Annotated in this window: 29 protein-coding genes and 2 pseudogenes; 1 reads left to right on the forward strand and 30 read right to left on the reverse strand. The window is 64.9% G+C overall.

From position 1 onward, the window contains the following. Window positions 1–9: 9 nt before the first annotated feature. From ACFQZQ_RS02800 to ACFQZQ_RS02905, 21 genes and pseudogenes are all read right to left on the reverse strand, one after another. Window positions 10–309, reverse strand: coding sequence for a hypothetical protein (locus ACFQZQ_RS02800; protein ID WP_386811152.1), 300 nt, complete (start codon window positions 307–309; stop codon window positions 10–12). A gap of 9 nt (window positions 310–318) precedes the next feature. Then, window positions 319–753, reverse strand: coding sequence for a hypothetical protein (locus ACFQZQ_RS02805; protein ID WP_386811153.1), 435 nt, complete (start codon window positions 751–753; stop codon window positions 319–321). Between the two features lies 1 nt (window position 754). Further along, on the reverse strand, window positions 755–1171 hold the full coding sequence (locus tag ACFQZQ_RS02810; RefSeq protein ID WP_386811154.1) for a hypothetical protein: 417 nt from the start codon (window positions 1169–1171) through the stop codon (window positions 755–757). A gap of 159 nt (window positions 1172–1330) precedes the next feature. Next, entirely contained in the window at window positions 1331–1666 is a 336-nt protein-coding gene (locus ACFQZQ_RS02815) for a hypothetical protein (protein WP_386811155.1), read from the reverse strand. 177 nt (window positions 1667–1843) lie between these two features. Then, window positions 1844–2209 (reverse strand): hypothetical protein, encoded by a 366-nt coding sequence (locus ACFQZQ_RS02820; RefSeq protein ID WP_386811156.1) that lies wholly within the window; start codon window positions 2207–2209, stop codon window positions 1844–1846. A 9-nt stretch (window positions 2210–2218) separates the two neighbouring features. Then, the gene (locus tag ACFQZQ_RS02825) at window positions 2219–3439 is read right to left on the reverse strand and encodes a hypothetical protein (RefSeq protein WP_386811157.1); all 1221 of its coding nucleotides are present in this window, start codon (window positions 3437–3439) and stop codon (window positions 2219–2221) included. A gap of 12 nt (window positions 3440–3451) precedes the next feature. Next, a complete protein-coding gene (locus tag ACFQZQ_RS02830) occupies window positions 3452–3808 on the reverse strand; it encodes a hypothetical protein (protein ID WP_386811158.1) in 357 nt (118 codons plus the stop codon). Further along, window positions 3808–4311: a hypothetical protein gene (locus tag ACFQZQ_RS02835; RefSeq protein WP_386811159.1), complete on the reverse strand. Its 504-nt coding sequence runs from the start codon at window positions 4309–4311 to the stop codon at window positions 3808–3810. The genes ACFQZQ_RS02830 and ACFQZQ_RS02835 overlap by 1 nt, the downstream gene beginning before the upstream one ends. Window positions 4312–4365: 54 nt before the next feature. Next, complete coding sequence (locus ACFQZQ_RS02840; protein WP_386811160.1) at window positions 4366–5334, reverse strand: D-Ala-D-Ala carboxypeptidase family metallohydrolase; 969 nt, start codon at window positions 5332–5334, stop codon at window positions 4366–4368. 3 nt (window positions 5335–5337) lie between these two features. Continuing rightward, window positions 5338–5844 carry a hypothetical protein gene (locus tag ACFQZQ_RS02845; protein WP_386811161.1) on the reverse strand — a complete coding sequence of 169 codons (507 nt, stop codon included), beginning with the start codon at window positions 5842–5844 and terminating at the stop codon, window positions 5338–5340. A gap of 3 nt (window positions 5845–5847) precedes the next feature. After that, a complete protein-coding gene (locus ACFQZQ_RS02850; protein WP_386811162.1) occupies window positions 5848–6099 on the reverse strand; it encodes a hypothetical protein in 252 nt (83 codons plus the stop codon). Window positions 6100–6120: 21 nt separating this feature from the next. Then, on the reverse strand, window positions 6121–6315 hold the full coding sequence (locus tag ACFQZQ_RS02855; RefSeq protein WP_386811163.1) for a hypothetical protein: 195 nt from the start codon (window positions 6313–6315) through the stop codon (window positions 6121–6123). Beyond that, on the reverse strand, window positions 6316–6726 hold the full coding sequence (locus tag ACFQZQ_RS02860) for a hypothetical protein (RefSeq protein WP_386811164.1): 411 nt from the start codon (window positions 6724–6726) through the stop codon (window positions 6316–6318). Beyond that, window positions 6726–7031 (reverse strand): hypothetical protein, encoded by a 306-nt coding sequence (locus tag ACFQZQ_RS02865; RefSeq protein WP_386811165.1) that lies wholly within the window; start codon window positions 7029–7031, stop codon window positions 6726–6728. The genes ACFQZQ_RS02860 and ACFQZQ_RS02865 overlap by 1 nt, the downstream gene beginning before the upstream one ends. After that, complete coding sequence (locus tag ACFQZQ_RS02870; RefSeq protein WP_386811166.1) at window positions 7028–7846, reverse strand: hypothetical protein; 819 nt, start codon at window positions 7844–7846, stop codon at window positions 7028–7030. The genes ACFQZQ_RS02865 and ACFQZQ_RS02870 overlap by 4 nt, the downstream gene beginning before the upstream one ends. Before the next feature lie 90 nt (window positions 7847–7936). Then, window positions 7937–8470 (reverse strand): hypothetical protein, encoded by a 534-nt coding sequence (locus ACFQZQ_RS02875; protein WP_386811167.1) that lies wholly within the window; start codon window positions 8468–8470, stop codon window positions 7937–7939. Continuing rightward, a complete protein-coding gene (locus ACFQZQ_RS02880) occupies window positions 8460–8951 on the reverse strand; it encodes a phage adaptor protein (protein WP_449284328.1) in 492 nt (163 codons plus the stop codon). The genes ACFQZQ_RS02875 and ACFQZQ_RS02880 overlap by 11 nt, the downstream gene beginning before the upstream one ends. Before the next feature lie 231 nt (window positions 8952–9182). Further along, the gene (locus ACFQZQ_RS02885; protein WP_386811169.1) at window positions 9183–9362 is read right to left on the reverse strand and encodes a hypothetical protein; all 180 of its coding nucleotides are present in this window, start codon (window positions 9360–9362) and stop codon (window positions 9183–9185) included. Window positions 9363–9414: 52 nt separating this feature from the next. Beyond that, a complete protein-coding gene (locus tag ACFQZQ_RS02890) occupies window positions 9415–9684 on the reverse strand; it encodes a spike base protein, RCAP_Rcc01079 family (protein WP_386811170.1) in 270 nt (89 codons plus the stop codon). 52 nt (window positions 9685–9736) lie between these two features. Then, window positions 9737–10672, reverse strand: a pseudogene (locus tag ACFQZQ_RS02895) (SU10 major capsid protein). A gap of 6 nt (window positions 10673–10678) precedes the next feature. Next, window positions 10679–11089, reverse strand: a complete 411-nt coding sequence (locus tag ACFQZQ_RS02905) for a hypothetical protein (protein WP_386811172.1) — start codon at window positions 11087–11089, stop codon at window positions 10679–10681. Between the two features lie 15 nt (window positions 11090–11104). Between ACFQZQ_RS02905 and ACFQZQ_RS02910 the strand changes: the two genes are divergently transcribed. Beyond that, window positions 11105–11689, forward strand: coding sequence for a hypothetical protein (locus ACFQZQ_RS02910; RefSeq protein ID WP_386811173.1), 585 nt, complete (start codon window positions 11105–11107; stop codon window positions 11687–11689). Window positions 11690–11977: 288 nt separating this feature from the next. Here ACFQZQ_RS02910 and ACFQZQ_RS02915 read toward each other — a convergent pair whose 3' ends face one another. The 9 genes and pseudogenes from ACFQZQ_RS02915 to ACFQZQ_RS02955 all read right to left on the reverse strand — a co-directional run bounded on the left by ACFQZQ_RS02915 (window position 11978) and on the right by ACFQZQ_RS02955 (window position 18918). Beyond that, window positions 11978–12259 carry a hypothetical protein gene (locus tag ACFQZQ_RS02915; protein WP_386811174.1) on the reverse strand — a complete coding sequence of 94 codons (282 nt, stop codon included), beginning with the start codon at window positions 12257–12259 and terminating at the stop codon, window positions 11978–11980. Further along, window positions 12259–13530: a hypothetical protein gene (locus ACFQZQ_RS02920; RefSeq protein ID WP_386811175.1), complete on the reverse strand. Its 1272-nt coding sequence runs from the start codon at window positions 13528–13530 to the stop codon at window positions 12259–12261. The genes ACFQZQ_RS02915 and ACFQZQ_RS02920 overlap by 1 nt, the downstream gene beginning before the upstream one ends. Window positions 13531–13533: 3 nt before the next feature. Beyond that, complete coding sequence (locus ACFQZQ_RS02925) at window positions 13534–13899, reverse strand: hypothetical protein (RefSeq protein WP_386811176.1); 366 nt, start codon at window positions 13897–13899, stop codon at window positions 13534–13536. A 41-nt stretch (window positions 13900–13940) separates the two neighbouring features. Next, window positions 13941–16043: pseudogene (locus ACFQZQ_RS02930) on the reverse strand (portal protein); the annotation flags it as partial. Between the two features lie 12 nt (window positions 16044–16055). Beyond that, window positions 16056–16208 carry a hypothetical protein gene (locus ACFQZQ_RS02935; protein WP_386811178.1) on the reverse strand — a complete coding sequence of 51 codons (153 nt, stop codon included), beginning with the start codon at window positions 16206–16208 and terminating at the stop codon, window positions 16056–16058. Continuing rightward, window positions 16205–16402 carry a hypothetical protein gene (locus ACFQZQ_RS02940; protein WP_386811179.1) on the reverse strand — a complete coding sequence of 66 codons (198 nt, stop codon included), beginning with the start codon at window positions 16400–16402 and terminating at the stop codon, window positions 16205–16207. The genes ACFQZQ_RS02935 and ACFQZQ_RS02940 overlap by 4 nt, the downstream gene beginning before the upstream one ends. Then, complete coding sequence (locus ACFQZQ_RS02945) at window positions 16399–17274, reverse strand: hypothetical protein (RefSeq protein WP_386811180.1); 876 nt, start codon at window positions 17272–17274, stop codon at window positions 16399–16401. Before ACFQZQ_RS02945 ends, ACFQZQ_RS02940 begins: the two co-directional genes overlap by 4 nt. A gap of 42 nt (window positions 17275–17316) precedes the next feature. Then, window positions 17317–17901: a hypothetical protein gene (locus ACFQZQ_RS02950; protein WP_386811181.1), complete on the reverse strand. Its 585-nt coding sequence runs from the start codon at window positions 17899–17901 to the stop codon at window positions 17317–17319. A gap of 501 nt (window positions 17902–18402) precedes the next feature. After that, entirely contained in the window at window positions 18403–18918 is a 516-nt protein-coding gene (locus ACFQZQ_RS02955) for a hypothetical protein (RefSeq protein WP_386811182.1), read from the reverse strand. Between the last annotated feature and the right edge of the window lie 192 nt (window positions 18919–19110).

A 19110-nucleotide genomic window follows, 5' to 3' on the forward strand; every position in this document is an offset into this window, starting at 1 on the left:
CCCAGCGAGTCACACCTCGGGGCCGTGCCGCAGGCTGGTCTTTGGCTTGGCCAGCACCGACGCCTCACGACGCAAGCGATCGGCCTGCGCCACGGGCCACCGCTCGACCCACCGCATCCCCTGTGCCTGGCTCCGGCATGCCGCATCCTTCCAGCGATCCGTGGACAGGTGGCGATTGGCCGTTGTGTGCCACAGCCCGTCGATTCGCAGGGAGACCACCGCGACGCACTGCTCGCCGACGTACAGCCATCGCTGCCCGATCTCGTCCCGGCCCACCAGGCGGACCCAGCGGAAGTCGTCGGGGAGCATGGGCGCATGTTACGGCGCTTCCACTTCTAGCGTGGCGGCAATGTCGTACGTCTGCACGGATCCAGAGCCGGTGTCGGTCACCGTGTCGCGCAGCGTGCCGGTACGAAGCTGCGCTGCGCCCGTGGCCGTGGTGGCGGTGACTGTGGAGGTGGACGTGCCGCTCAGGTTGATGCCCGTGCCGCCAGACACGAAGGCCCATGAGTGCGTGAACGGGCCGATGCCGCCAGTGACCGTTGCCGTGGAGTTGCCGGAGGCGGGCGCGGGAGCAACCGTGCTGGCGTTGATAGCCCCGGCCGACACGCTGAACCCGGACGCATAGACCAGCCGGTTAGTTCCGCCATCGCCGATGTAGACCTCGCGCAAGGTGCGAAGCGTTGCGCCGTCTTGGTAGTAGATCGCCGTGGCCGTGCGGTTCGTGCCGGCGTCGCCATAGGTGATCGGCATGTTAGTACCGCAGGTAGAGTTCACCCGCCGCCAGCGCGCCAGGGGCCGCCGTGCCGAGGGTGATCTTGCTGAGCTTCTGTCCGCCGCCGACCGTAATGCCGCCCACGGCCGTAATGTTGCCCGACGTGTCCACGGTGATCCGGTCGCCTTCCGGGTCGTGGTTGAGGCGTGCAATCGTGCCGGACGAGTACCACGCCCAATAGGTCGCCGCGCCGCCCGCCCGGTCTTGGAAGTTCATCGAGGCCACGGAGCCGCTGGACGTGACCCGGCCGCCCACTTTGAAGGCGGTGTCCGACGTGGCCGCAGTGTCGTTAACCGCCAGTCCGAACGTGTTGAAGATGCCGACGTTAGATGCGCCAAACGCGATATTGAGCGGCTGGCTTTCGCGCTGGATCAGGTAGCCGACGCCGCCCGACATGGCCAACTCTAAGCCGTCCGCTGCAGTGCCGCCAGTGCCGGAGTCCGTGAGCCGCAGGCTGGAGCCAGAGGCCGCCGTGTTGTGAACCTGAAGCGTTTGCCCCACGTTCGCGGTGGGGGCAGCCGTCCCTACGCCGACGCCTGCCGCTGCGACGGCGAGCTAGGACGTGCCAACCACAAGCCCGTTGGCAGGCAGATTGAGCGCGCCGGTCATCGTGTCGCCGGCCTTGTTCACTGGTGTGTAGCCGATGATCGCGCCAGTGCGGCTGTAGGACACCAGCAACCACACGCCCGCCGTCAGGCAGCGGAATACCGCAATGTCCGGCTGGGCGGTCGTGATGTTGGCCCCGTTGGGGAGGACGATTGCGGCGGAATGCACAAGGGTGCAGGCACCGCCAAAACGCAGTTCCCGAATGCAGCCCGCGTACCCGGCGCCAAGGCTGGTGATCGTCGCCGAACCGTCAATGCCGACCGATTCACCGTCCGCATTTGCCACGTTGATGGTGGAGGCAGCGGTGATGTTGGCCGAGGCAGTCGCGTAGGTGCTGCGAAGGATCGCCGCCTATGCGCGGATGTAGTTGTCGAGCGAGTTGCCAATGACCTCCGTGCCGGCCGGGGAGTTGCTGGCCGCCAGGGTGGCGAGGTCACTCATCGAATTGGGAACGGCCATGGGTTAGTCCGTAAAGGGGAGGAGGTATTCGGGCATTCCGTACTGGCCCAGCAGGCCCTGCTTACGCTGCAACATGCGGCGGTTGTGGGCTTCGATGGCTTCGGCTGCAAGCGGTGCACTGGCAGCCTTCTGGCCCACCTTGCGGGTCACGGCGTTGTTTGCCGCGATAGCTCCCTCAGAGGCAAGGACGGCAGCGAGCGAGCCGGGGACGTTCCCTAGCAGCCCGCCTACGGTAGCCGCCACGCCAGTAATACCGCGCTGTGCGAGAGGCGATTGCAGACCGCCCCGGAGCGTGTCAGCGGCGGTGCCGGGGCCGGTGGCGGCGATGGCGTTGCTGGTGATGCTGCGGCGCTGGAGCGCGTCGAGCATGGCCTCTAGCTACTGCCGAGCGGGCGGGCTGAGCTTGTACTTGGCCTTCGCGTCTTTCGCGAGGATCGACTTGATCTGCGTCAAAGTAACAGCTTGGTTACCGCCGCCATCCCGCCCACCACTATCAATTGCGTCAAGTAGGGAGCGGCCTGCCGCCATATCCGTAAGAGGCTGCGACGCACGTGCATACGCGGCCAAATTATCGCGATAGCCAGGTACTGTGGCGTCGATCGTTTCAGCAATCGAATCTCGGAGAGGTCCAAGCGCCTTTTTCTCCTGCCCCGTTGCCATCGGCCCCAAGTGGCTGCCGGCCTGCTCGTGGAGGCCGCTCAGTATGTCCGCCCCGATCTTACCATCGGAACCCATGCGGGACTCGATTTCTCCCCGAATACTGGCCACGGCTGCCTTGACGTTCTTGTTCACGCCGAGGCTGGAGTTATGCAGGCTGTCGAGCGCCGCCAGAATCGGGGCAGCGTCGGCCGACTGGCCGGGAAGTTGGGCGTAGTACGGAGCCGTGGCGGCCGTGCGGGCCTTGGTCGCCGCACCCATCGCCGCATCGTCCCCTGCCAGTTTCGCCACTGAATCCCGCAGAGCCGCGTTGTTGGACGACTCGGTAGCCGCAAAGGCCGGAGCCGTCATGCCGTTGTTCCGCAGCACCCGCTCCGCCTGCACCGCTTCGGGGGTGCCGATAGCCTGCGCCGGGGTCAGCGTGTAGCCGGGAACGGACGGCGCGCCGCGCAACGCTGCAAGGATCGCCGGATCGTCGCCCAGCAAGCCCGCAACGCGCTGGTTGGCGATCTGCTCACGGCCGCCAGGGGTCAGGTAGCGAGCACCCTGTCGCGCCGCTCCGGCTCCCGCGCCAATGCCCTTTACGCCCAAGGCAAGGGCGGGGGCAAGCGCCGTGTTTACCGCCACCTGTTGAGCCTTGTCGCTACCGTAGTCGCCCTCTCCGAGCACTGGCGACGCAAGCCCATAGGCGCCACCCTCAAGCGCCAGCAGCCCACCCTTTTGCAACAGCCCCTTGATGCCGTCCGCCGTGATCTTCGGCAGCTTGCCAGCGGTTCGCAGCGCGCCCACGCCCGTCATCCACGGCAGCACTTCACCAGCCGTCGCCCCCACGTAGCTGTTCGCGTTGCCGTCCGTGCGGGCCTGATAGTCGGCCTCGCGCTGGCGCACCTGCGCGTCGCCCTTAACCGTCTCTTCGTTGATGAACTTGCGGACGTTCTGCAACAGCCCCTGCGCCTACGGAGCCTCGCCCCGCACTAATCCGCTCATGGTCTGCTCGGGAGCCGGCAGGATGGCGTTAGCGCCCGCGTTGAGGCCGTGCTGCGCGAGCTGGCCCAAGCCCACGGGCAGGTTCAGCGCGTGATGCTGCAAGCCGTCCAGCAGCCCCATTACTTGCGTGTCAACGCCGGGGATGCCGCTCATGTTGTACGTAGCGGGTCGGCGTTTCGCCTTGACCGATGACGCCCCAGTCTGCACGTCGCTGAAATCGGCGCGCGTCCGGTATTTGGCCAGCGCCATCTCCATGGTTTTCGGCTTCGTGCCTTCGGGAAACTCGACAATCGTCCCGTCGGGCAGTTCAACTTCGATGGGCATTATTCGATCCTGTTAGTGGCGGGGTTGAACTTAAGACGGCTGGAGCGTGGCGCATCCGTTTGCGGCGCGGCTTTGCCGGCCTTCGACTTGGCGAGCATCTTGCCGCTCATTGCAATGCGGCGAAGCTCCCGCAATCCCTCTTTGTATTCCTTGTCGCTCTGCGCGCGGTTAAGCCGAGCAATGGCAGCCGTTGCCGCTTCGCCCTCCTTTTCCGAGATCGCGCCGCCGCCCTTGAGGCTGGCGAACGCCTCCAAGAACGCTTTGCCCTCGATCTGCCGAGCCGCCACGTTGAAGTCCATGGCATCCGTGCCGCCGATGTAGTTGCGCGGGTCAAACTTGGCGCTTGCCCCCGTGCCAGTCGCGAGGCCGGGGTGGCCAAGCACCTTGTCAATCGCCGCGATAGCCCGATCCGCACTGGCCAATGCCTGCGGAAGCGAGACTGCCGCCTCGGCCTGAGCTTCGCCCGTTTTGCGCGCGCCAGAGACGGCCGCCTCGCGCGCCACCACTCCCTTCGTGCCCCTGTCGTAAGCCGACAGGTCAGCGGTATTCTTGGCCGCCTACACCATCCCCGCCCCCTGCGCCTCTAGCTGGTTGCGAACCGGCATCGCGGCCATCTCTGCGGCCTGCTGCGCGGCGGTTACCGCGCCCGCCTCGTCCTCTTTGCGGCGGCCCGTGAGCGGCCTTCCCTGCGGACGCGGCTCAAGGTGCCAGTGGTCGCCCTCGTCAATAACCTCAAGGCCATTGGCTGAGGCGTACTGGCGGACGGACTGCGCTTGCTCCGGCGTGCGGGGCGGCAGAATATCGCGCGCCATGCCGGTTCCAGCGGGGCCGGGTTTCATGTGGTAGCTGTTGGCGACGCCGCCGACCTTCTCATTGTGCTGCGGCGTGCGTAGGCCACTGGTGACCTGCACGCCGGGGATGGTCGTCAGGCCCGCGAACAGGTCGCCGGACGGCGCGATGGACGGGGATAGCGGGTCACTGGCAGGCATCGTCGCACCGAGGATTGCCTTCTCGTACTGGCCCGAGCGCGGATTGAAGGTGTAGCGGGTCGGCACGCCGTTCTCGTCGGCCATCTCGAACGATTGCGCGCCAGCACTGGACGCCTTGCCCTCAATGCCGCCCTGTACGCGCATGAAATGCTGGTACTCGGGCGTACCCGGCTTGTAGCCGGCAGCCTGCGCCATCATGTCCTTGGCGCGGAAATCCGTAGGCGCGCCCGCCTGCTGCTTAGCCAGCACCTGCTTGTACTGCTTGGTGGCCATGTCCTCCGCGCCCTGATTCATGGACAGCAGGCCGCCCGAGATCCCGGCGCCTAGCGCATTGCCGAAGCCGCCGTTGGTGGACAGCAGGCCGGACGCGAGCTGCAACAGCCCCTGCCGCCCCATCCTCTCCTTGTCGTCGTCGCTCAGGCCAAGCCCACCATCGGGGTTGAGCTTGTCGAACAGCGACGCGCGCCAATCGCGCTTCTTCTTCGGCAGTTCATCCATTCCCGGCATGATCGAACCCACCATCGGATAGTTGAGCATCGCTTAACCCCACATCGACGCGAGCAGCGCCGCGTAACCGGCCGCGTTCTGGCCGGCGCTCTTGTAGTTAGGATTGGCCCCCGTGGACGAACCGGAGCCGCCCTGCACGGTGCCTAGCGCGTTGGCGAGCACGCCCAACTGCTTGTTGTCGTGGTCGCGCCAATCGGTGAAGTCGTCGTAGTCCTGATCTAGCGCGGACTGGAACAGGTTCTGTTCCTGCGAGCCAATGTTCATCAGCGCGCGGGCGTCGTCGTACTTCGCCCCGTTGAGGCCCGGAATCTGACCCATCGCGGACAGGCTGTTGCCTTGGTTCTGCGCCCACGCCGACTGGCCGCGCTCAAGGAAGTTGTTCGCCAAGCCAGAGTTGCGGGCAAGGTCGGTCTGCTGCGCCGACATGCGCCGGTTAATGTCGTTCTCGGCCAAGCCAACCTGCCGGTTGTAGTCCTCGCTCCGCAGGCCGGTGGAAATGTCGCCTAGCTGGCGGCCGAGCGTCTGATTGTTGCTCTGCATGGCCTACTGCATCGCGCTGCCCCCGAACGCGCCGCCAGCATTGAACTGCGCCAGCATGTTGGGCTGCGTGCTGTTCTGGAAGCTCTCGGTCACGTCGCGCTGCGCGTTGCCGATCATGTCGTTGAGGTGCGGATTGGCCCCCGCGTACTGATTGGTGCCGACCTGAGTCGTCTGGCCCTCGTAGGGGTTGGCCTGCGCCTGGAAGGCGTTCTTGCCGGCCAACTGCCCGCCAATGTAGCCCTGCGCCTGATCCATCATCGGATTCCCGGCCGCCGCCTACTGACGCACCATGTCGAACCCGTCGAGCGTGTCGTCGCTGAAGCCCGCGATGCGCTGACCGCCGTAGCCCTGATAGGGCTTGTTGGACACGGCATTGGCGCGGCTCAACATGCTCTGGAACTGCGGGATCGCCCAAGACGGCGGGCCGCTCTGCGTGGTGTTGGTCGTGGTCTTTCCGCCGCCGCTAGACACTTAGATAGCCTCCATATTCTTGGGAATTTCGTAGGTTGCTGTGACCAGCGGATAACGCTTCGCCCAGCCCAAGCGCGGGCTGCCGAAGGTGATTTTGGTAGCGCCGATGTTCGCGGCGGTCTGCTTGATAAGCGATTCACCGGCCGCGATCACGTCCGCGCCGCCGTGGTTGTAGGCCAGCCAGATATGCAACGTGGGCTGCTTGGTGAACTCGGTCTGGCGCTTGAGCATGATGAGGAAGCCGGCAAAGCCCGCATCCCCGACTGCGATATGCAACGCCGCGTCGCCGGTCTTGATCGCGTGGTACACGTCCTCGGCAATCCAGTCCTCGGCGGGCATCTGTTCCAAGCCGGCACGCACGTCAGTCCAGACCGAGCGCAGGCTATCGGGGTGGGTTAGCAGGAGATCCATCAGTTACCTGTGAGTGCGCGGCATTGCAGCCATGTGCCGGGGGTGCCCGCCGCTACGCACGTCCAGCCGAGCACTACATATTTCGACGCAGCGGCCCCGGCCTCAACCGGAGCGGCGTTGCGGACGTAATCGCCGTGTGCGTACGTCCCCGTGGTCGGGGCGGCCGTTGCGGCGTTGTACGTGGCCACAATCGACCCTTCCGATAGCTGATTGACCTGTTGGGCCAGCCCACGCCACAGCGAGTCCAGTTGGCGCACCAATTCCTTGGTGTCCTGCGGCAGATACGGGTTGTCTTGCAGCTTCATTCGGCCGAAGTCCCCTGTAACGCCACGTCCAGCCCGTTGACCACCGCAGCGGCCGTGTGGTCGATGCGGACACTGTGCCAGCGCGCATCACGGCGGAAATCGAACCGGCTGCGGCTCAGCGGGTTGGTAGCATCCTGCGTGGCCGCCTCGCCCAAGGTGGCGCGGTAGAAGTTGGTGGCCGTGCCTGCGGCCGGAGTCGTCCGGTAGCGTGGGGTCACGCGGGAGAGGTGGCTGTAGCCCACCATGTCCCCGAAGTCGCCGGTCTTGAACCACGACGCGCCAGGCGCACCGTTGACCGAGTACAGGCTCGTCCCCACGAACACGCCGGGGATGGTCGAGTCGGCCAGCCAGAAGGTGGAGTCGTAGGCGATATCGGGGAGGTCGTCGTACTCGCTGTAGAGCGCGCCGAGGCCGTCGTAGGTGATCTGCCCGGAGCTGTACTGCAACACCGCGTCCACGGCCAGCGCCTGCTTGCCCCAGCGGTCGGTGCGGAAGTTGTAGACCAGCACCGAATCGAGCGCGCCGGAACTAGCCACGCTCGGGTAGTAGAAGTACAGGAGATCGCGCGGGAGGTCGGCCACGGCCACGATGCGGTCGCGGTAGGTCGCATTGAGGTTCGCGAAGAACCATTCCCGCACCGGAGCGCCAATCGAGCGCGGCACCGTGCCGTCGTAGACGAAGAAGTCAGACGGGCCGACGAAGAAATGGCGGGTGTCCACCACCACCACGGACTCAGGCCCGGAGCAACCCACGTCGCCGGGAACGCGCGTCCACTGCCACACGAACGGGGGGCCGACGTAGCGGCCGAGGTACATCGAGGTGTTCTTGTAGGCAACGATATCCGAGCCAAGCGGAACGCCAGCGCGGATAGCGCCGGGCGAGTCCAGCAGGCGGCCGTTGGTGGCCTAGGTCGCAGCCGCGGGCGTCCATGACGTGTGATCGCGGATCGCCGAGCACCACCAGCCGTCCGGTTGGTCACCGAACGCGCCCCCCGAGACGTTCAGGGCCATCACGAAGCCGGACGCCGTGCAGATGATCTTGGCGGTCGGGGCCGTGGCAATGTCCGCGAACGCACCACCAGGGGATGCCGCGCCGATCACTTCGGTACGGTTGACGTTGAGCACGACGTTGCCGAACACCGCGAACCGCTGGCGCTCGGTGCCGCTGTAGTTGCCCGCACGCGACCGGCTGACCCACGCGCCGCCCGAGGACTCGTAAATGTCCGTGCCGGTCGCCGCAAAGGTGCGCTTGGTGCCGTCGAGCAGTTCGGCCACGTAAGCAGCCGTAGGCGTCGCAGCCAGCGCAGGCAGCCCCGAGGCCACCAGCGAGTTGGCCGCAGCCAGCCCCTGCGTGGTCGGGATGATCGCGTTGCAGTCGGCCAGGATGCCGGGGGTTTCCGGGTCGAGATCGGGCGCGAAGCCGGTTAGCTCAAGGCGCATTGCGAAGCCCGTTCTGCATGGCGGGGGCGTTGCCGTAGCGGGTCAGATCGTCCTCTTCGTGCATCCCGTCGCGGATGGCCTTGGCGATGCCGGCCCACACCATGATGCGGCTATCGTCCTTGAGGTACGGTGCGGAGTGGGTCAACGCGCTATAGAGGTACAGGCCCGGCTCGCGCAGGATCAGCCAGTTTTGCGGGGCCGCATCGGACAGCGGCGTAATGCCCTGGCGGTAGGTGAGCGCGTACGCCTCGCTGCCGGAGCCGCCGATGGTCTTGATCTCGCCGTTAACCACGACGTAGCCCGCAGGAAAGCCCGTGGCCACCGTGTCCGCCAACCGCTCTGGCGGGAGTGGGTGGATCTCGCCGAACAGGTTGCCGCAGGCGATACGCACCGACTGGATGGTGCGGCAATCGGTCGGAATCGTGATGGCATTGGCCACCGCCGAGCCGGTCACGGTCACCTGCTGCTGCCGCAGACGCAGCTAGCGGTTCAGATCCGCCTCGGCCAACTGGATAAAGGTCGGGATGACCGCAGACAGGTCGGCACGGGCCAGCTCGTCGGCGATGGCTGCCTTCAAGGTCGCGTAGTCGTTAATTGCCACTTAGCGCCTCGTTCGGCCAGTCCACACGCGGAAGCCGGACAGCGCCGGGTCGTTGAGCATCCGGCGCACATGCACCGGGTCAATCATAAAGTCGTGCATGGTGATGCCGTTCTAGGCGATGTACGCCTCGACCACGCCGGGGCTGAAGCTGGCCGCGTGCTTCAGGTCGCTGCTGCCGGTCTGGCCCGCGTTCTGTAGGCGCTTGGCATTCTCAAGGTACGGCGTGTGGTCGAAGGTGCGCTTTTCGATCAGGTCATCGCCGTCCAGCCATAGCTTGGTCGTGTGGGTCATCGCTTGACCTTGACCTTGCTGGGCAGGGTGTTGGGCAGGGAGAGGTGGGCCATTAGTACACCGCCACCATCAGCGTGGCCGTGGTGCCCGTGGCCTTGACCGCCAGCACACGGAACGGCACGACCGAACCGGCCGGCATGGTGATGGCCACATCCGCGCCACCACTGGCCGGGGAGCACGTCACGATGCCCGCGCCGCCCACGTACACGGATATCGGGCAGGCGAAGGTGTTGCCGTCTGCGGGCGTGATCGCGATTGCAGCCGAGGGGAGGATCGGACATTCGCCGACCGAGGACATATTGGGAGTTGCGACAGTTGCCATGGAGCCTCCAAAAAGGTGGGCCAGCCCGAAGGCCAGCCCACCGAATGACCAATCAGGTCAGGTCGCGCGCCACGGCGTGGGCGTCGAGGTTGTCCATCTGCAGGCCGTACTCGTAGGTCTGCAGGTGCTTCTCGGCGTCGCCCGTCTTGGCCAGCGGGGTGCTGGTCAGCGGACGCAGGGTCTTCAGCGACACGTGGTCGAGGTCGATCAGGTACGCAGCCGCGTCGAGGAAGCGCGAGGCCACGATCTTGATCTCGCCGAAGTCACCCACGTACACGTCGTACGCGGCGATCAGCTTGTTGGCCTCGGTCTTCTGGAAGCGGGTCGCATTGCCGGTGAAGGCCGACGCAAGCTGCTTGTCAGCGCCACGAACCAGCAGCACGGTCGGGTTGCCACCGGCCGTCCAAGCGTCCTGCTGCATGTCCTTCAGCAGCGCCTCGGTGAACGCGCGGCCCGTGCCAGCCACCGGAGCGGTGTTGGTGGACGGAACCGGGAACACGCCGGCACCCGCGCCGACCGAACCCTAGCGAACCCAGCCAGCCAGGCCACGGGTCTGGCGAGCCGTACCGAGCGCACCCGCGTTAAACGTGGTGTTCTGGCACAGGGCGACTTCCTGGTCGCGCAGAATCTCCTTGGTCTTCTTCATCTTCTGGAAGGCGATTTCCGACTTACGGCCCGCCTTGTCCACCACTTCCTCGGTGTCAGAGATGACAAAGTTCTTGGTGCTGATCTGGGTGTAGTTGCCCCAGCGGGTGGACGGCGCGACAGCGGTGAAGCTGGTCACGTCGTCGCCTTCGATCTGCGCGTTGTTAGCCGCAGTCGCGAGGGAGTCGGTCTACCACTCGAAGAAGCGCGCGGAGCACTTGGACTTCTTGAGCATGGCCGACAGCGGGCGCTCGGTCGGCGAAATCATGTCGATAACGTCCGACAGGTCCTCGCGCATACCGATAGCGGCGTAGGTGGTGAAGGTGTTGGTAACGACTGCCATTTCGGGTTATCCCTGTTTTGCCATCAGGTACGCGGCAATGTCATCCTGGTTGCCCGTTCGTTGGGCGCGTTTCCGGAGATCATCAACCCTCGATACCTGCTGCGATGGTTTGTCCTGCGCGTGGCCGGGTTTGACGGCCTTGGCAGGTTCGGATTTGGTTTGCTTGTCTTTGACGGACTTCACGGCGGCTTGATGCTGCCGCCACAACGCCGCCTCACGGGCCACGATCAGCGCGCGGTGGTCGAACAGTTCTTTCAGCTCCTCGCCCGAATAGCCCGCTTCCAGCAGGTATTCGGCAACTAGCTTCTGTTCGGCCCCAGCCTTCGCCGGATCGCGCCACTCGGGCAGCTTTTCGTGCAGCTTGTCGCGCTCAGCCTTGCGGTACTCGGACAGCTCACGCTCCTGCTCCGCAGTCATGCGGCCTTGGAGGTGTTGGCGTTCCTGTACGGCCTGCTGGTAGTTCGCGTACTTCTGCTGGAATGCGGCGTTTCGAGCGACCCATTCGGCCGGATCGGTCTGCGCCAGCTACGCAAGTTCAGCTTGGTCACCGATGAGCTGCGTTTGCAGGCTGTGGAGAACAACGTCCAGGTGGTTGGCGTAGTGGCTACGCTCCGCCCGAACCTGCTCCCGTTCGGCCTGCGCTTCACGCTTGGCTTCTGCGGCTTCAGCCGTCTTGCGACGGTAATCTGCGTCCTTCATCTCGCCGGCTTTCCACGCGAGAACTTGGGACTTCCTGACTTTCTCGTCGCCGAGGTCAATCTCGGGATCGTCGTCCTCGGCTTCGACCTCTTCTGCCGCCTCCTCGGACTCTTGGGCTTCCTCGCCCTCTTCGGCCGCTTCCTTCGGCTCGGGCGTCTCCTGCTCGGCCTATTCCTCTCGGCTCATCAGCAGGGCCATAGCAGCGTCGTCGCCGGTCTCGCCGCTATCTTCGGCGAGATCCGGGTTGCCGGTTGTCTCGTTGGTCATGGTGCTACCTCGGGTGCCGGGCTTGATCGCGGGATGCGATTGCCTTCTTGAAACAAAAAGCCTGCGTGGGGGGCTCGAACCCCTGTGCTGTCCCATTCGCTGCGGTTCCAGAGGGCTGGCTCCATCGGTCGCAATGCCGACTTCATAGCAGGCCGTACCTTCATCCGCAGCGACCAGCCGCAGGCAAAACTTAGAACTTCAGCGTGACTCCGTTGCACAGGAGCACGGAAAAATGCTCACCCTTGACTACGGGCGCACCGAAGAATGGGCGGATGTACAACTCCGGCGCGGAAAAGGGAACGGTGATTCGACCGATCAGGCCATGCTCGGCCTCGATCTTCAGAAGGATTGGCTCAACCTCTGCCCAACTCGCTGGGCCAACGTGGCCTTTGCGAACTGCCCCGTCTCCACCACCGACGTTAACTGTCCTTGCAGGCGCTTCAGCAGCTTGAGGCTCACCCACAGCTTCTCGCGGCCCTCCTGATCCCTTGCGGGGCTGTTTTGCCATTGTTCGGTCAACTCCTGTTCGATGATCTGGAACGCATCAGTCAGTAGCGGGTGCGAGAGCAGCAGTTCCGCATCGTGCCCGCGCAGAATTTCGTGCTCGGTCTTGTCGGTCATCAAGCCACCATGAGAATGGTCAGTAAGTCTTCTAGGTCGTCGTATTCCACCCGTGCAGCCGGAGCTACCTTGCGGATGCGGCGCAGAACGGGTGGCAGAACGAGGTTCGGAACGTCCGGCTCCAGGTCGAACCGTGCAGGCTCGGCCTTCGTTGCCGCCTTCTTGGCAGGCTTAGACGCGGCCGCCTCAACATTCAGCCCAGCGAGGTACGCCAGCGCATCGGCCTGATTGTCGAACTCGACAACCTCGCCCTTCCACTCGACCTGATAGCGGCGTCGCTTGCGTGGGCCGCCACCATCGCCGGCCGGGGTTGGCAGGACTTCCGCACTGCCCGAGTACATGAGCAGCGCATCCGACCCCGTCAGCACGTAGCTGCCCGGCTCGGCGGTTAGCGTGTAGCTGCCACTCGTCGCATAAACCAGCGTCGCATCGCTACCCGCGAGGGCATACGAGCCGCTGGCCGCCGCGAGCACGCGGTCGACCCTCAGCGACGCATCGGTGCCGGTTAGCGTGTAACTGCCGCTGTCCGCCGCCTGGCTGCGTCCGTGCAGCAGGCTCGCCGCCGAACCCGTGAGCGCGTAGCTGCCGCTATCGGCCGGAAGTGTGTAGGCAGCAGGCCCGCTCGATTCCTTGAGGAACGCGCCGAACACCGCCGTTCCGCCCACCGTGTCCGTGGTGGTGAAGTCCGCCGAGAACGCCGCCGCCGTGGCCTGCAATCCGGCAGCCAACGCAACGGGGTAGTACTGCGCCACGTCGGTGACTGCCTCGACCACCGTCATGGGCGAATTCACGCCCAGCGCTGGCCCACCGCTGGCGGCGTTGTGTATCCACGCGCCGAACAGGCCCGCGCCATTGGCCGCAGGCGTTCCCACGTTGCCCGACGAGAACGGCGTGGCAGCATCGTTGGCCGACGCGAACGCCTCGACCGTGATGCCCGTGCCCTTGTATTCCTGATAGGCAACCGACGGGTATTCGCCCGAGCGTGTCGCCGTCAGCACGAAGCTAGCGTGGCCCGTGCAGCTCTCGCACTTGTAGATCACGCCTCGGCAGTTGTACCCGCCAGAACCGCCCGTAGACGGCCCTAGCGCGCTGCCGACCTTGACCCACGTGTTGCCGGCGTTGTCCGATAGCGTCGCGTCGCCAGCAGTCAGCGCCCCCCAACTCACCACCGCCATGACGGCGGAGCCAGTGGTGAGTGCCCGTGCAGGCGTTACCGCAGTGTTGCCGTCAGCCGACCCCGCCGACGCATGTACGCCGAGGGTAATTGCCACGACTTAGGCCAGCGTCAGGAGGTTTGCGCCGAAGTCGATGGTGAACGTCTCGCCGCTGGCCATCGTCACCGCCGAGCCGTAGTCGTACCAGCACACCAGCGGGTCAGCCGGAGAGGTGGGCGTGTCGTCGTAGATGACAACGTAGCGGAACGTCGCCACCGCGCCCGAGGCCGTCAGCACCAGGTCACTCAGCGACAGGCTGTACGTGCCGGCCGTCTGCGAGCTGGATGCCGTGGTCAGGTTGCGGCTGCTTAGGTTGGTGTAGCTGATCGGCGTAATGTCCGCGAGGATGCTGTTGGTCGCGGACGGGGCTGTGTTGGTCAGGGCCACCACGAACTGATCGGAGGCCATATTGGCGGACTCGACCATGTTGTCGGCCCACGCCTAGAACTTGTTGTAAGCAGCCACGGTCAATCCTCGTTGATTTCAAAGTGAAGGCGACCGTCCGGGCCGCGAACCGCTGAACCGCTACGGCGGCGGGGCTTGGGCTGGCCTTGCTCGATCAGCGCGCCTAGCTGCTGCATGACGCCATCGAGCGGATGCGACACGTTGCCGTCCTCGCCCACCTTGCCGTCGCCCTTGCCGACCTGAGCCGACTCGACCGCAGTACGGCGGCTGATCTCGGCGGTCTGCAACGCGGTCTGCTGGGCGATCTGCGCCTTCTGGATCTCGGTCTGCATGTGCAGCTCGGCCTTGTACCGCTCAATGGCCATCGTGTTCTGCATCTCTAGGGCGTTGCGCTCAGCCTCAAGCTGCGTTTCCTGCTGCGCCTGCTGGGCCTGCGCCTCCTGCTTCATGGCCTCGGTCTGCATGTCGGTCTGTGACTTGACCTGTGCGAGCTGCTGCTGAACCTGCCCGTTGACCATGGCCAACTGCTGCGCGCCCTGCTGCTTCATCTGCTCAAGCACAACGGCCGGATCGGGCTGCTGCGGCTGCGGCTGTGCGGGCGGGAAGAACTCGGCCGGGTCGGTGTAGCCCATCGCCTTGGCGAGCTTGTTAGCCGTGTGCATCACGCCGTCAGGGGCGATCAGGCCGCCCATCAGCATCTCTTTCTGCATGTTGCCCAGCAGCGTGAGGTTGGCGATCTTCTGCGCCTTGTCGTGCGACCCAAGCCCAACCTTGACCGATACTCGGTAGACGTTCTTCCACTCGCGTGGGTCCATGTCCAGCCAGCTGCCGGTGACCTTGATCTGTGCCGGCCGGTCTTGATACTGCGTCACCAGCTTCAGCATCAACAGGTGCATGCGCTTCAGGCCCGTCTCGGCCAGCACGCGGGCGATGAGCTTCTGGCGCTGTGCGCCGGCCTGCATCATCGACTGCACGCCCTCCGAGCCAATCGCACCCTTGGCCAGCGACTCGGCGTTCAGCGCGCTGTTGGCCTCGGTGACGCCTGAGCGGGTGTCGCGTACTTGGTCGATCTGCTGGATGATCTCCAGCCCAGCGGAGGCCACAAACGGCACCGCAACCTCACGGGTCGCCCCAATCTGCTTGACGCGCACCAAGCCGCCCGGACGCGGGTTCAACAGGTCATCGAGATTGACCTGATTCTCAAGAACCTCGGTGCGCGGGTTGTTGCTCAGGTAGACGTTATCGAGCACCTGGCGGGTCAGCGCGGTCTTGATCCGCTGCAAGTCCTCGATCAGGTCGTAGAAGCTCAGGCCGATGACCTTGTAGGGCATCAGGATCGGCGAGAACACCGCGAAGGGGTGGTCGTCGGTCACCTCGTTCTCGTGGATGTACTTGCCGGCCTTCAGGACGCGGCGATACTCGGCCTTGCCGTCGCCGTCGAAGTCAACGCGAATGTAAGCCTCGGTGACCGTAATCTTGCGCTGCGAGGCGTCGCCGTCGTCGTCCTGATCCCACGAACCGTCATAGTCGTGGCGGGCGTCACGCTCAAACTCGCCCTCAGCCGTGGAGCCGGACGGAATCTTATCGACCTCCGAACGCGGCCAGCCATCAGTTATCAGGTCAGACGCGGTGCGCTCGACCTCATGCGCGATGAAGCGAAGGTCGCCAATCGTCCGGCAGTCGCGGGCAATGCGGATTTCCTCGGGCGGCACACCCTCACAAACGAACCGTTCGCGGTTCTGCTTGCGCTTGCACACCACGTCGAACGCCTGACCCAGCTCGGGCGGCATCCCTTCCATAAGCTGCGGCTGATACTCGGACGGCTCAGCGGACACCACCTCGATTTCGCTATCGGACTCCAACGCCTGAAGCTCGATGGCGGAGATGCCGCGATACTTCTCCTCCTTCTCCTCCTCCGAACGGTCGCAGTAGACCTTGACAACGCCCATGCGGGCGATCAGACAGGACTTGATCGCATCGTGCAGGGTGACGAAGCCGTCGTTCTTCTCGTAGATCAGGTGGCTGACGTACTTGGTCGCGTCGTCCGCGCCCTTCTCCTCGGACTCGGCGTCCGGCTCAAAGCTGACGATCTCGTCGCCGCTAAGGGCTTCCATCAGCCCCGGCATGGCCCACTCGACCGTATCGAGCAGATCCTTGCTGACGACCTTGCTGCGGCCCTAGACCTCGGACGGTGCCAGCTCGCCGTTGGCCTCGCCCATGTAGAACTCCATGGCGCGCGTGCGGTCGGCTGCAAAGGCATCGTCCACGCCGATGGACTGGCGCGCCTCGCGGTCGATCAGGTTGCACAGCTCGTCGTCGCGCATCTTCATCGTTTGGCCCCGTAGTGCTGCCAACGCACGCCTTCTGGCGCTCGCTTCCAGCGGATCACGTCGCCACCGGAGCCGAAGGCGTGCCTGTAGTCGCCGCAGTAGGTTGTAGCTGGCGCGTCCCAATAGCTTGCGCTAGGAAGCTTCGCGCCGAGAATCGCGGCCAGATCAATTAGGCGGAAGCGGCGCTTGGTCATGCAACCCTCATGTCTGGATAGTTGAGAGCGCCGCCGAAGGTATTCGGGCCGACCGGCTCAGCGAAGGTCAACGCAACCGCGTCCCAGCCGTCAGGGCTGGCGACACCACGGCGGCGCATGTCCTCTTTCTTCTCTAGTTGCAGGCGCGCGTGGCTGTCGTACTTGTAGCCTGGGCCGCACGCATCGCCTTGGAGCGCGTCGTCGTCGGGAATATCCGCGCCGGCCACGTCCTCAAGCCACTCTTTGCTGTTCATCCACATCTCGGCGCGGCGGTTCAGCGGGCCGGGAATCTCTTTGCCCTCGTCGTCAAACTTGGGCGGCTCCATCGGCTTCGATGCGAAGTTCACCGCGCGGACGATCTCGCCGTAGCCCTGCTCCTTTAGGCGGTCGTACACACCAGCGCCCAGCCCGCCCACGTCAATGAACATGCGAACGGGCTTCTCAGCGTCGATCACCTGCTTGGCCCAGCCCGCGACCTCCATCGTGTCGAACTTGTAGCGGCGCTCCACCTTGCTGACCTTGCGGCCACGCCTGCGGGCAAGCGCGCTGCCGTCGTCACCGAAGCGGGCCGGGTCTAATCCCATGACCAGCGGGCCGGACGCATCGCACTCTGCCTTGCGCGCCCTGGCGACCAAGGCCGGCGTGATGTAGCTGTCGTGGCCGCTCATCTGGAACGCCTCAGCCGCCGTGGCCGGGTATTCCTGCTTGAACAGCGACGGGTCTTTCAGCTCGCCGATCTTGTTCCGACGCCACACCATCTGCTCAAGCGTCAGCTCGTACAGGTCGGCGTATTCCTGCTCCTCCGCGTCCAGCGTGAAGTCGGCCGGCACGTCCTTGCGGTATTCCTCCTGCCAGAACCACGGCACGAACACCGCAATGAAGTCGCCAACGCCGCGCTCGGCATCCCGCCACTTCTAATGGAAGAAGTTGCCGACGCCGTTGGCCGTGCTTTCGAGGATTACCTCGGTGCCTGGCGCATCCGGCACCGCCTGCAACACGCCGGCCGCGTGCGTCTCCGCGTGCGGCCAGAACGCCACCTCAGAGCCGTGGAATAGCTGGATGGTGCTCGACCGGCCAACGCCCTTGGTGCCGGCCGTGCCGACCTTGTAGCCACTATCCAGCGCGTCGAAGAACAGTTCTTTGGCGTTGGCCGCGCTAGTAGACGGCCGGACGAACTCGGGGCAGTGCTCGTGATACCTGTTCACCATCTCGAACAGGTTCTGAGTCGCCTGATCCTCGTGGGTCAGGATGAACGTGCGGATACCCTGCGCCATTGTCGTGGCGTGGTAGTACCGCGCGCCCACATAGGTGCTGCACCCTTGCTGCCGGCCCTTGAGGATCAGCGCACGCACGCGACCGGTGCGGGCCTTCTGCTCCTCTAGGCGCTCATGGATGTACCGCTGCGCCCGGTTGAACAGAATCGGCTCAATCGGCCCGACCTTGGGGCGGATGCTCAGGCAGTTGCGCGAATAGAACTCAAGATCACCCTTGAGTTGCACTCGCGGATCACTTGAGACTGGCAAGCCATTCCTCGTGGGTCTGCTGAGCGATGGTCCCGCTCATTTCGACCGCAGACAGGCGCGGGTGGACATAGGGAGCGGCAGCCTTGGCGGCGTCTAGCCGCTTGGACTCATCGGCTGCCGCGTCCCGCATCACCCTGAGCATGTACTCCAACGGAGTAACGCCCTCGGCCGCTATCGTGGCCTCACGGGCAGCGGTCGCCTTGTTAGTCGATCCAGGCTTGCGGCCGCCAGTCTTGGGCGTGCCGGGCTTTCTTCCGGCCATTTCTATCTGCCTTCTATTTTAGAAATTACGCCGGACGCGGCGCAAAGTTGGTGCCGAGGTAGTAGGTCAGCGCGTCGAACGTCTCGAACACTACGCACTCCTCTGCGCGGGAGGCTTCGCTCGGCGCAATCGCAAACCCGTTCTAGGTCTCGATGATGACCACGTGCTTGTTATTCAGAAAGGTCGGAACTGACATTGTTGCCCCTGTTGGTTGGTTAAACGAGATGATGCTTGGGGCCGGGCATCGGAGCGTCACGCGCCCCGCCACTCATACCGCCTACGCCGAAGCCTCGGGCAGCTTCGCCCCAAGCGTCGTTGATGATGTTCTGCGTGCCGTTGCGCTGATTCACGCTGCCCATAGGGCTGCCGTAGCCGCGATTGGCCATGCCGCCGTTGAGCCACGCGCCCATTTGGCCGCCTTGGAACACGTTAGCCGTGCCGAAGCCGTTGCCGAAGCTGTCCGCCATTACGGGCGGCATGGTGTTCACGTTCGGGCTATTGCTGTAGCCGCCGGGCTGGCCGCCCATGCCAAGGTTCTGCACATGCAAGCCGTACTGCGGCATATCGGTGGGCTGGCGCTCTACTGCCTGCGGACTGCCTGCGCCGAACCCAAACATCTGAGCCAGCGGGCCGTTGCCCTGCGAAATCAGCGTACCGTTGTCGATCAGGCTGCCCGCGCCTCGGTTGACCAAAGCGGCAGCGCCAGGGCCACCTACAAAGCCAGCCGCCATGCTTGCCGCGCGCCCACCCAGCCCCTGCCATACCGCCTTGTTGTTGAGCGTTCCGTCTGCCGCCCTCTAGTTGCCCGGAAGCAGCCCGTTGACCGCAGCACGCCCGAACCGCTGGAACGCGTTGCCCTTGTACCCGCTCAGGAATCCGCCGCGCTCAGCCATTCGTGTTCACCGTGGGCCACCAGTTCTCGT

This window comes from Lysobacter koreensis (assembly GCF_042677045.1).
Lineage (GTDB): Bacteria > Pseudomonadota > Gammaproteobacteria > Xanthomonadales > Xanthomonadaceae > Lysobacter_K > Lysobacter_K koreensis.

Excerpts from the sequence above, each read along its gene's own strand:
- ACFQZQ_RS02800 (WP_386811152.1), bottom strand. The coding sequence starts at position 309 with ATGCTCCCCGACGACTTCCGCTGGGTCCGCCTGGTGGGCCGGGACGAG.
- ACFQZQ_RS02805 (WP_386811153.1), bottom strand. The coding sequence starts at position 753 with ATGCCGATCACCTATGGCGACGCCGGCACGAACCGCACGGCCACGGCG.
- ACFQZQ_RS02810 (WP_386811154.1), bottom strand. The coding sequence starts at position 1,171 with ATGTCGGGCGGCGTCGGCTACCTGATCCAGCGCGAAAGCCAGCCGCTC.
- ACFQZQ_RS02820 (WP_386811156.1), bottom strand. The coding sequence starts at position 2,209 with ATGCTCGACGCGCTCCAGCGCCGCAGCATCACCAGCAACGCCATCGCC.
- ACFQZQ_RS02830 (WP_386811158.1), bottom strand. The coding sequence starts at position 3,808 with ATGCCCATCGAAGTTGAACTGCCCGACGGGACGATTGTCGAGTTTCCC.
- ACFQZQ_RS02840 (WP_386811160.1), bottom strand. The coding sequence starts at position 5,334 with ATGCTCAACTATCCGATGGTGGGTTCGATCATGCCGGGAATGGATGAA.
- ACFQZQ_RS02845 (WP_386811161.1), bottom strand. The coding sequence starts at position 5,844 with ATGCAGAGCAACAATCAGACGCTCGGCCGCCAGCTAGGCGACATTTCC.
- ACFQZQ_RS02850 (WP_386811162.1), bottom strand. The coding sequence starts at position 6,099 with ATGGATCAGGCGCAGGGCTACATTGGCGGGCAGTTGGCCGGCAAGAAC.
- ACFQZQ_RS02860 (WP_386811164.1), bottom strand. The coding sequence starts at position 6,726 with ATGGATCTCCTGCTAACCCACCCCGATAGCCTGCGCTCGGTCTGGACT.
- ACFQZQ_RS02865 (WP_386811165.1), bottom strand. The coding sequence starts at position 7,031 with ATGAAGCTGCAAGACAACCCGTATCTGCCGCAGGACACCAAGGAATTG.
- ACFQZQ_RS02870 (WP_386811166.1), bottom strand. The coding sequence starts at position 7,846 with ATGTACCTCGGCCGCTACGTCGGCCCCCCGTTCGTGTGGCAGTGGACG.
- ACFQZQ_RS02875 (WP_386811167.1), bottom strand. The coding sequence starts at position 8,470 with ATGCGCCTTGAGCTAACCGGCTTCGCGCCCGATCTCGACCCGGAAACC.
- ACFQZQ_RS02885 (WP_386811169.1), bottom strand. The coding sequence starts at position 9,362 with ATGACCCACACGACCAAGCTATGGCTGGACGGCGATGACCTGATCGAA.
- ACFQZQ_RS02890 (WP_386811170.1), bottom strand. The coding sequence starts at position 9,684 with ATGGCAACTGTCGCAACTCCCAATATGTCCTCGGTCGGCGAATGTCCG.
- ACFQZQ_RS02905 (WP_386811172.1), bottom strand. The coding sequence starts at position 11,089 with ATGACTGCGGAGCAGGAGCGTGAGCTGTCCGAGTACCGCAAGGCTGAG.
- ACFQZQ_RS02915 (WP_386811174.1), bottom strand. The coding sequence starts at position 12,259 with ATGACCGACAAGACCGAGCACGAAATTCTGCGCGGGCACGATGCGGAA.
- ACFQZQ_RS02925 (WP_386811176.1), bottom strand. The coding sequence starts at position 13,899 with ATGGTCGAGTCCGCCAATATGGCCTCCGATCAGTTCGTGGTGGCCCTG.
- ACFQZQ_RS02935 (WP_386811178.1), bottom strand. The coding sequence starts at position 16,208 with ATGAAGATGCGCGACGACGAGCTGTGCAACCTGATCGACCGCGAGGCG.
- ACFQZQ_RS02940 (WP_386811179.1), bottom strand. The coding sequence starts at position 16,402 with ATGACCAAGCGCCGCTTCCGCCTAATTGATCTGGCCGCGATTCTCGGC.
- ACFQZQ_RS02955 (WP_386811182.1), bottom strand. The coding sequence starts at position 18,918 with ATGGCGGCTGGCTTTGTAGGTGGCCCTGGCGCTGCCGCTTTGGTCAAC.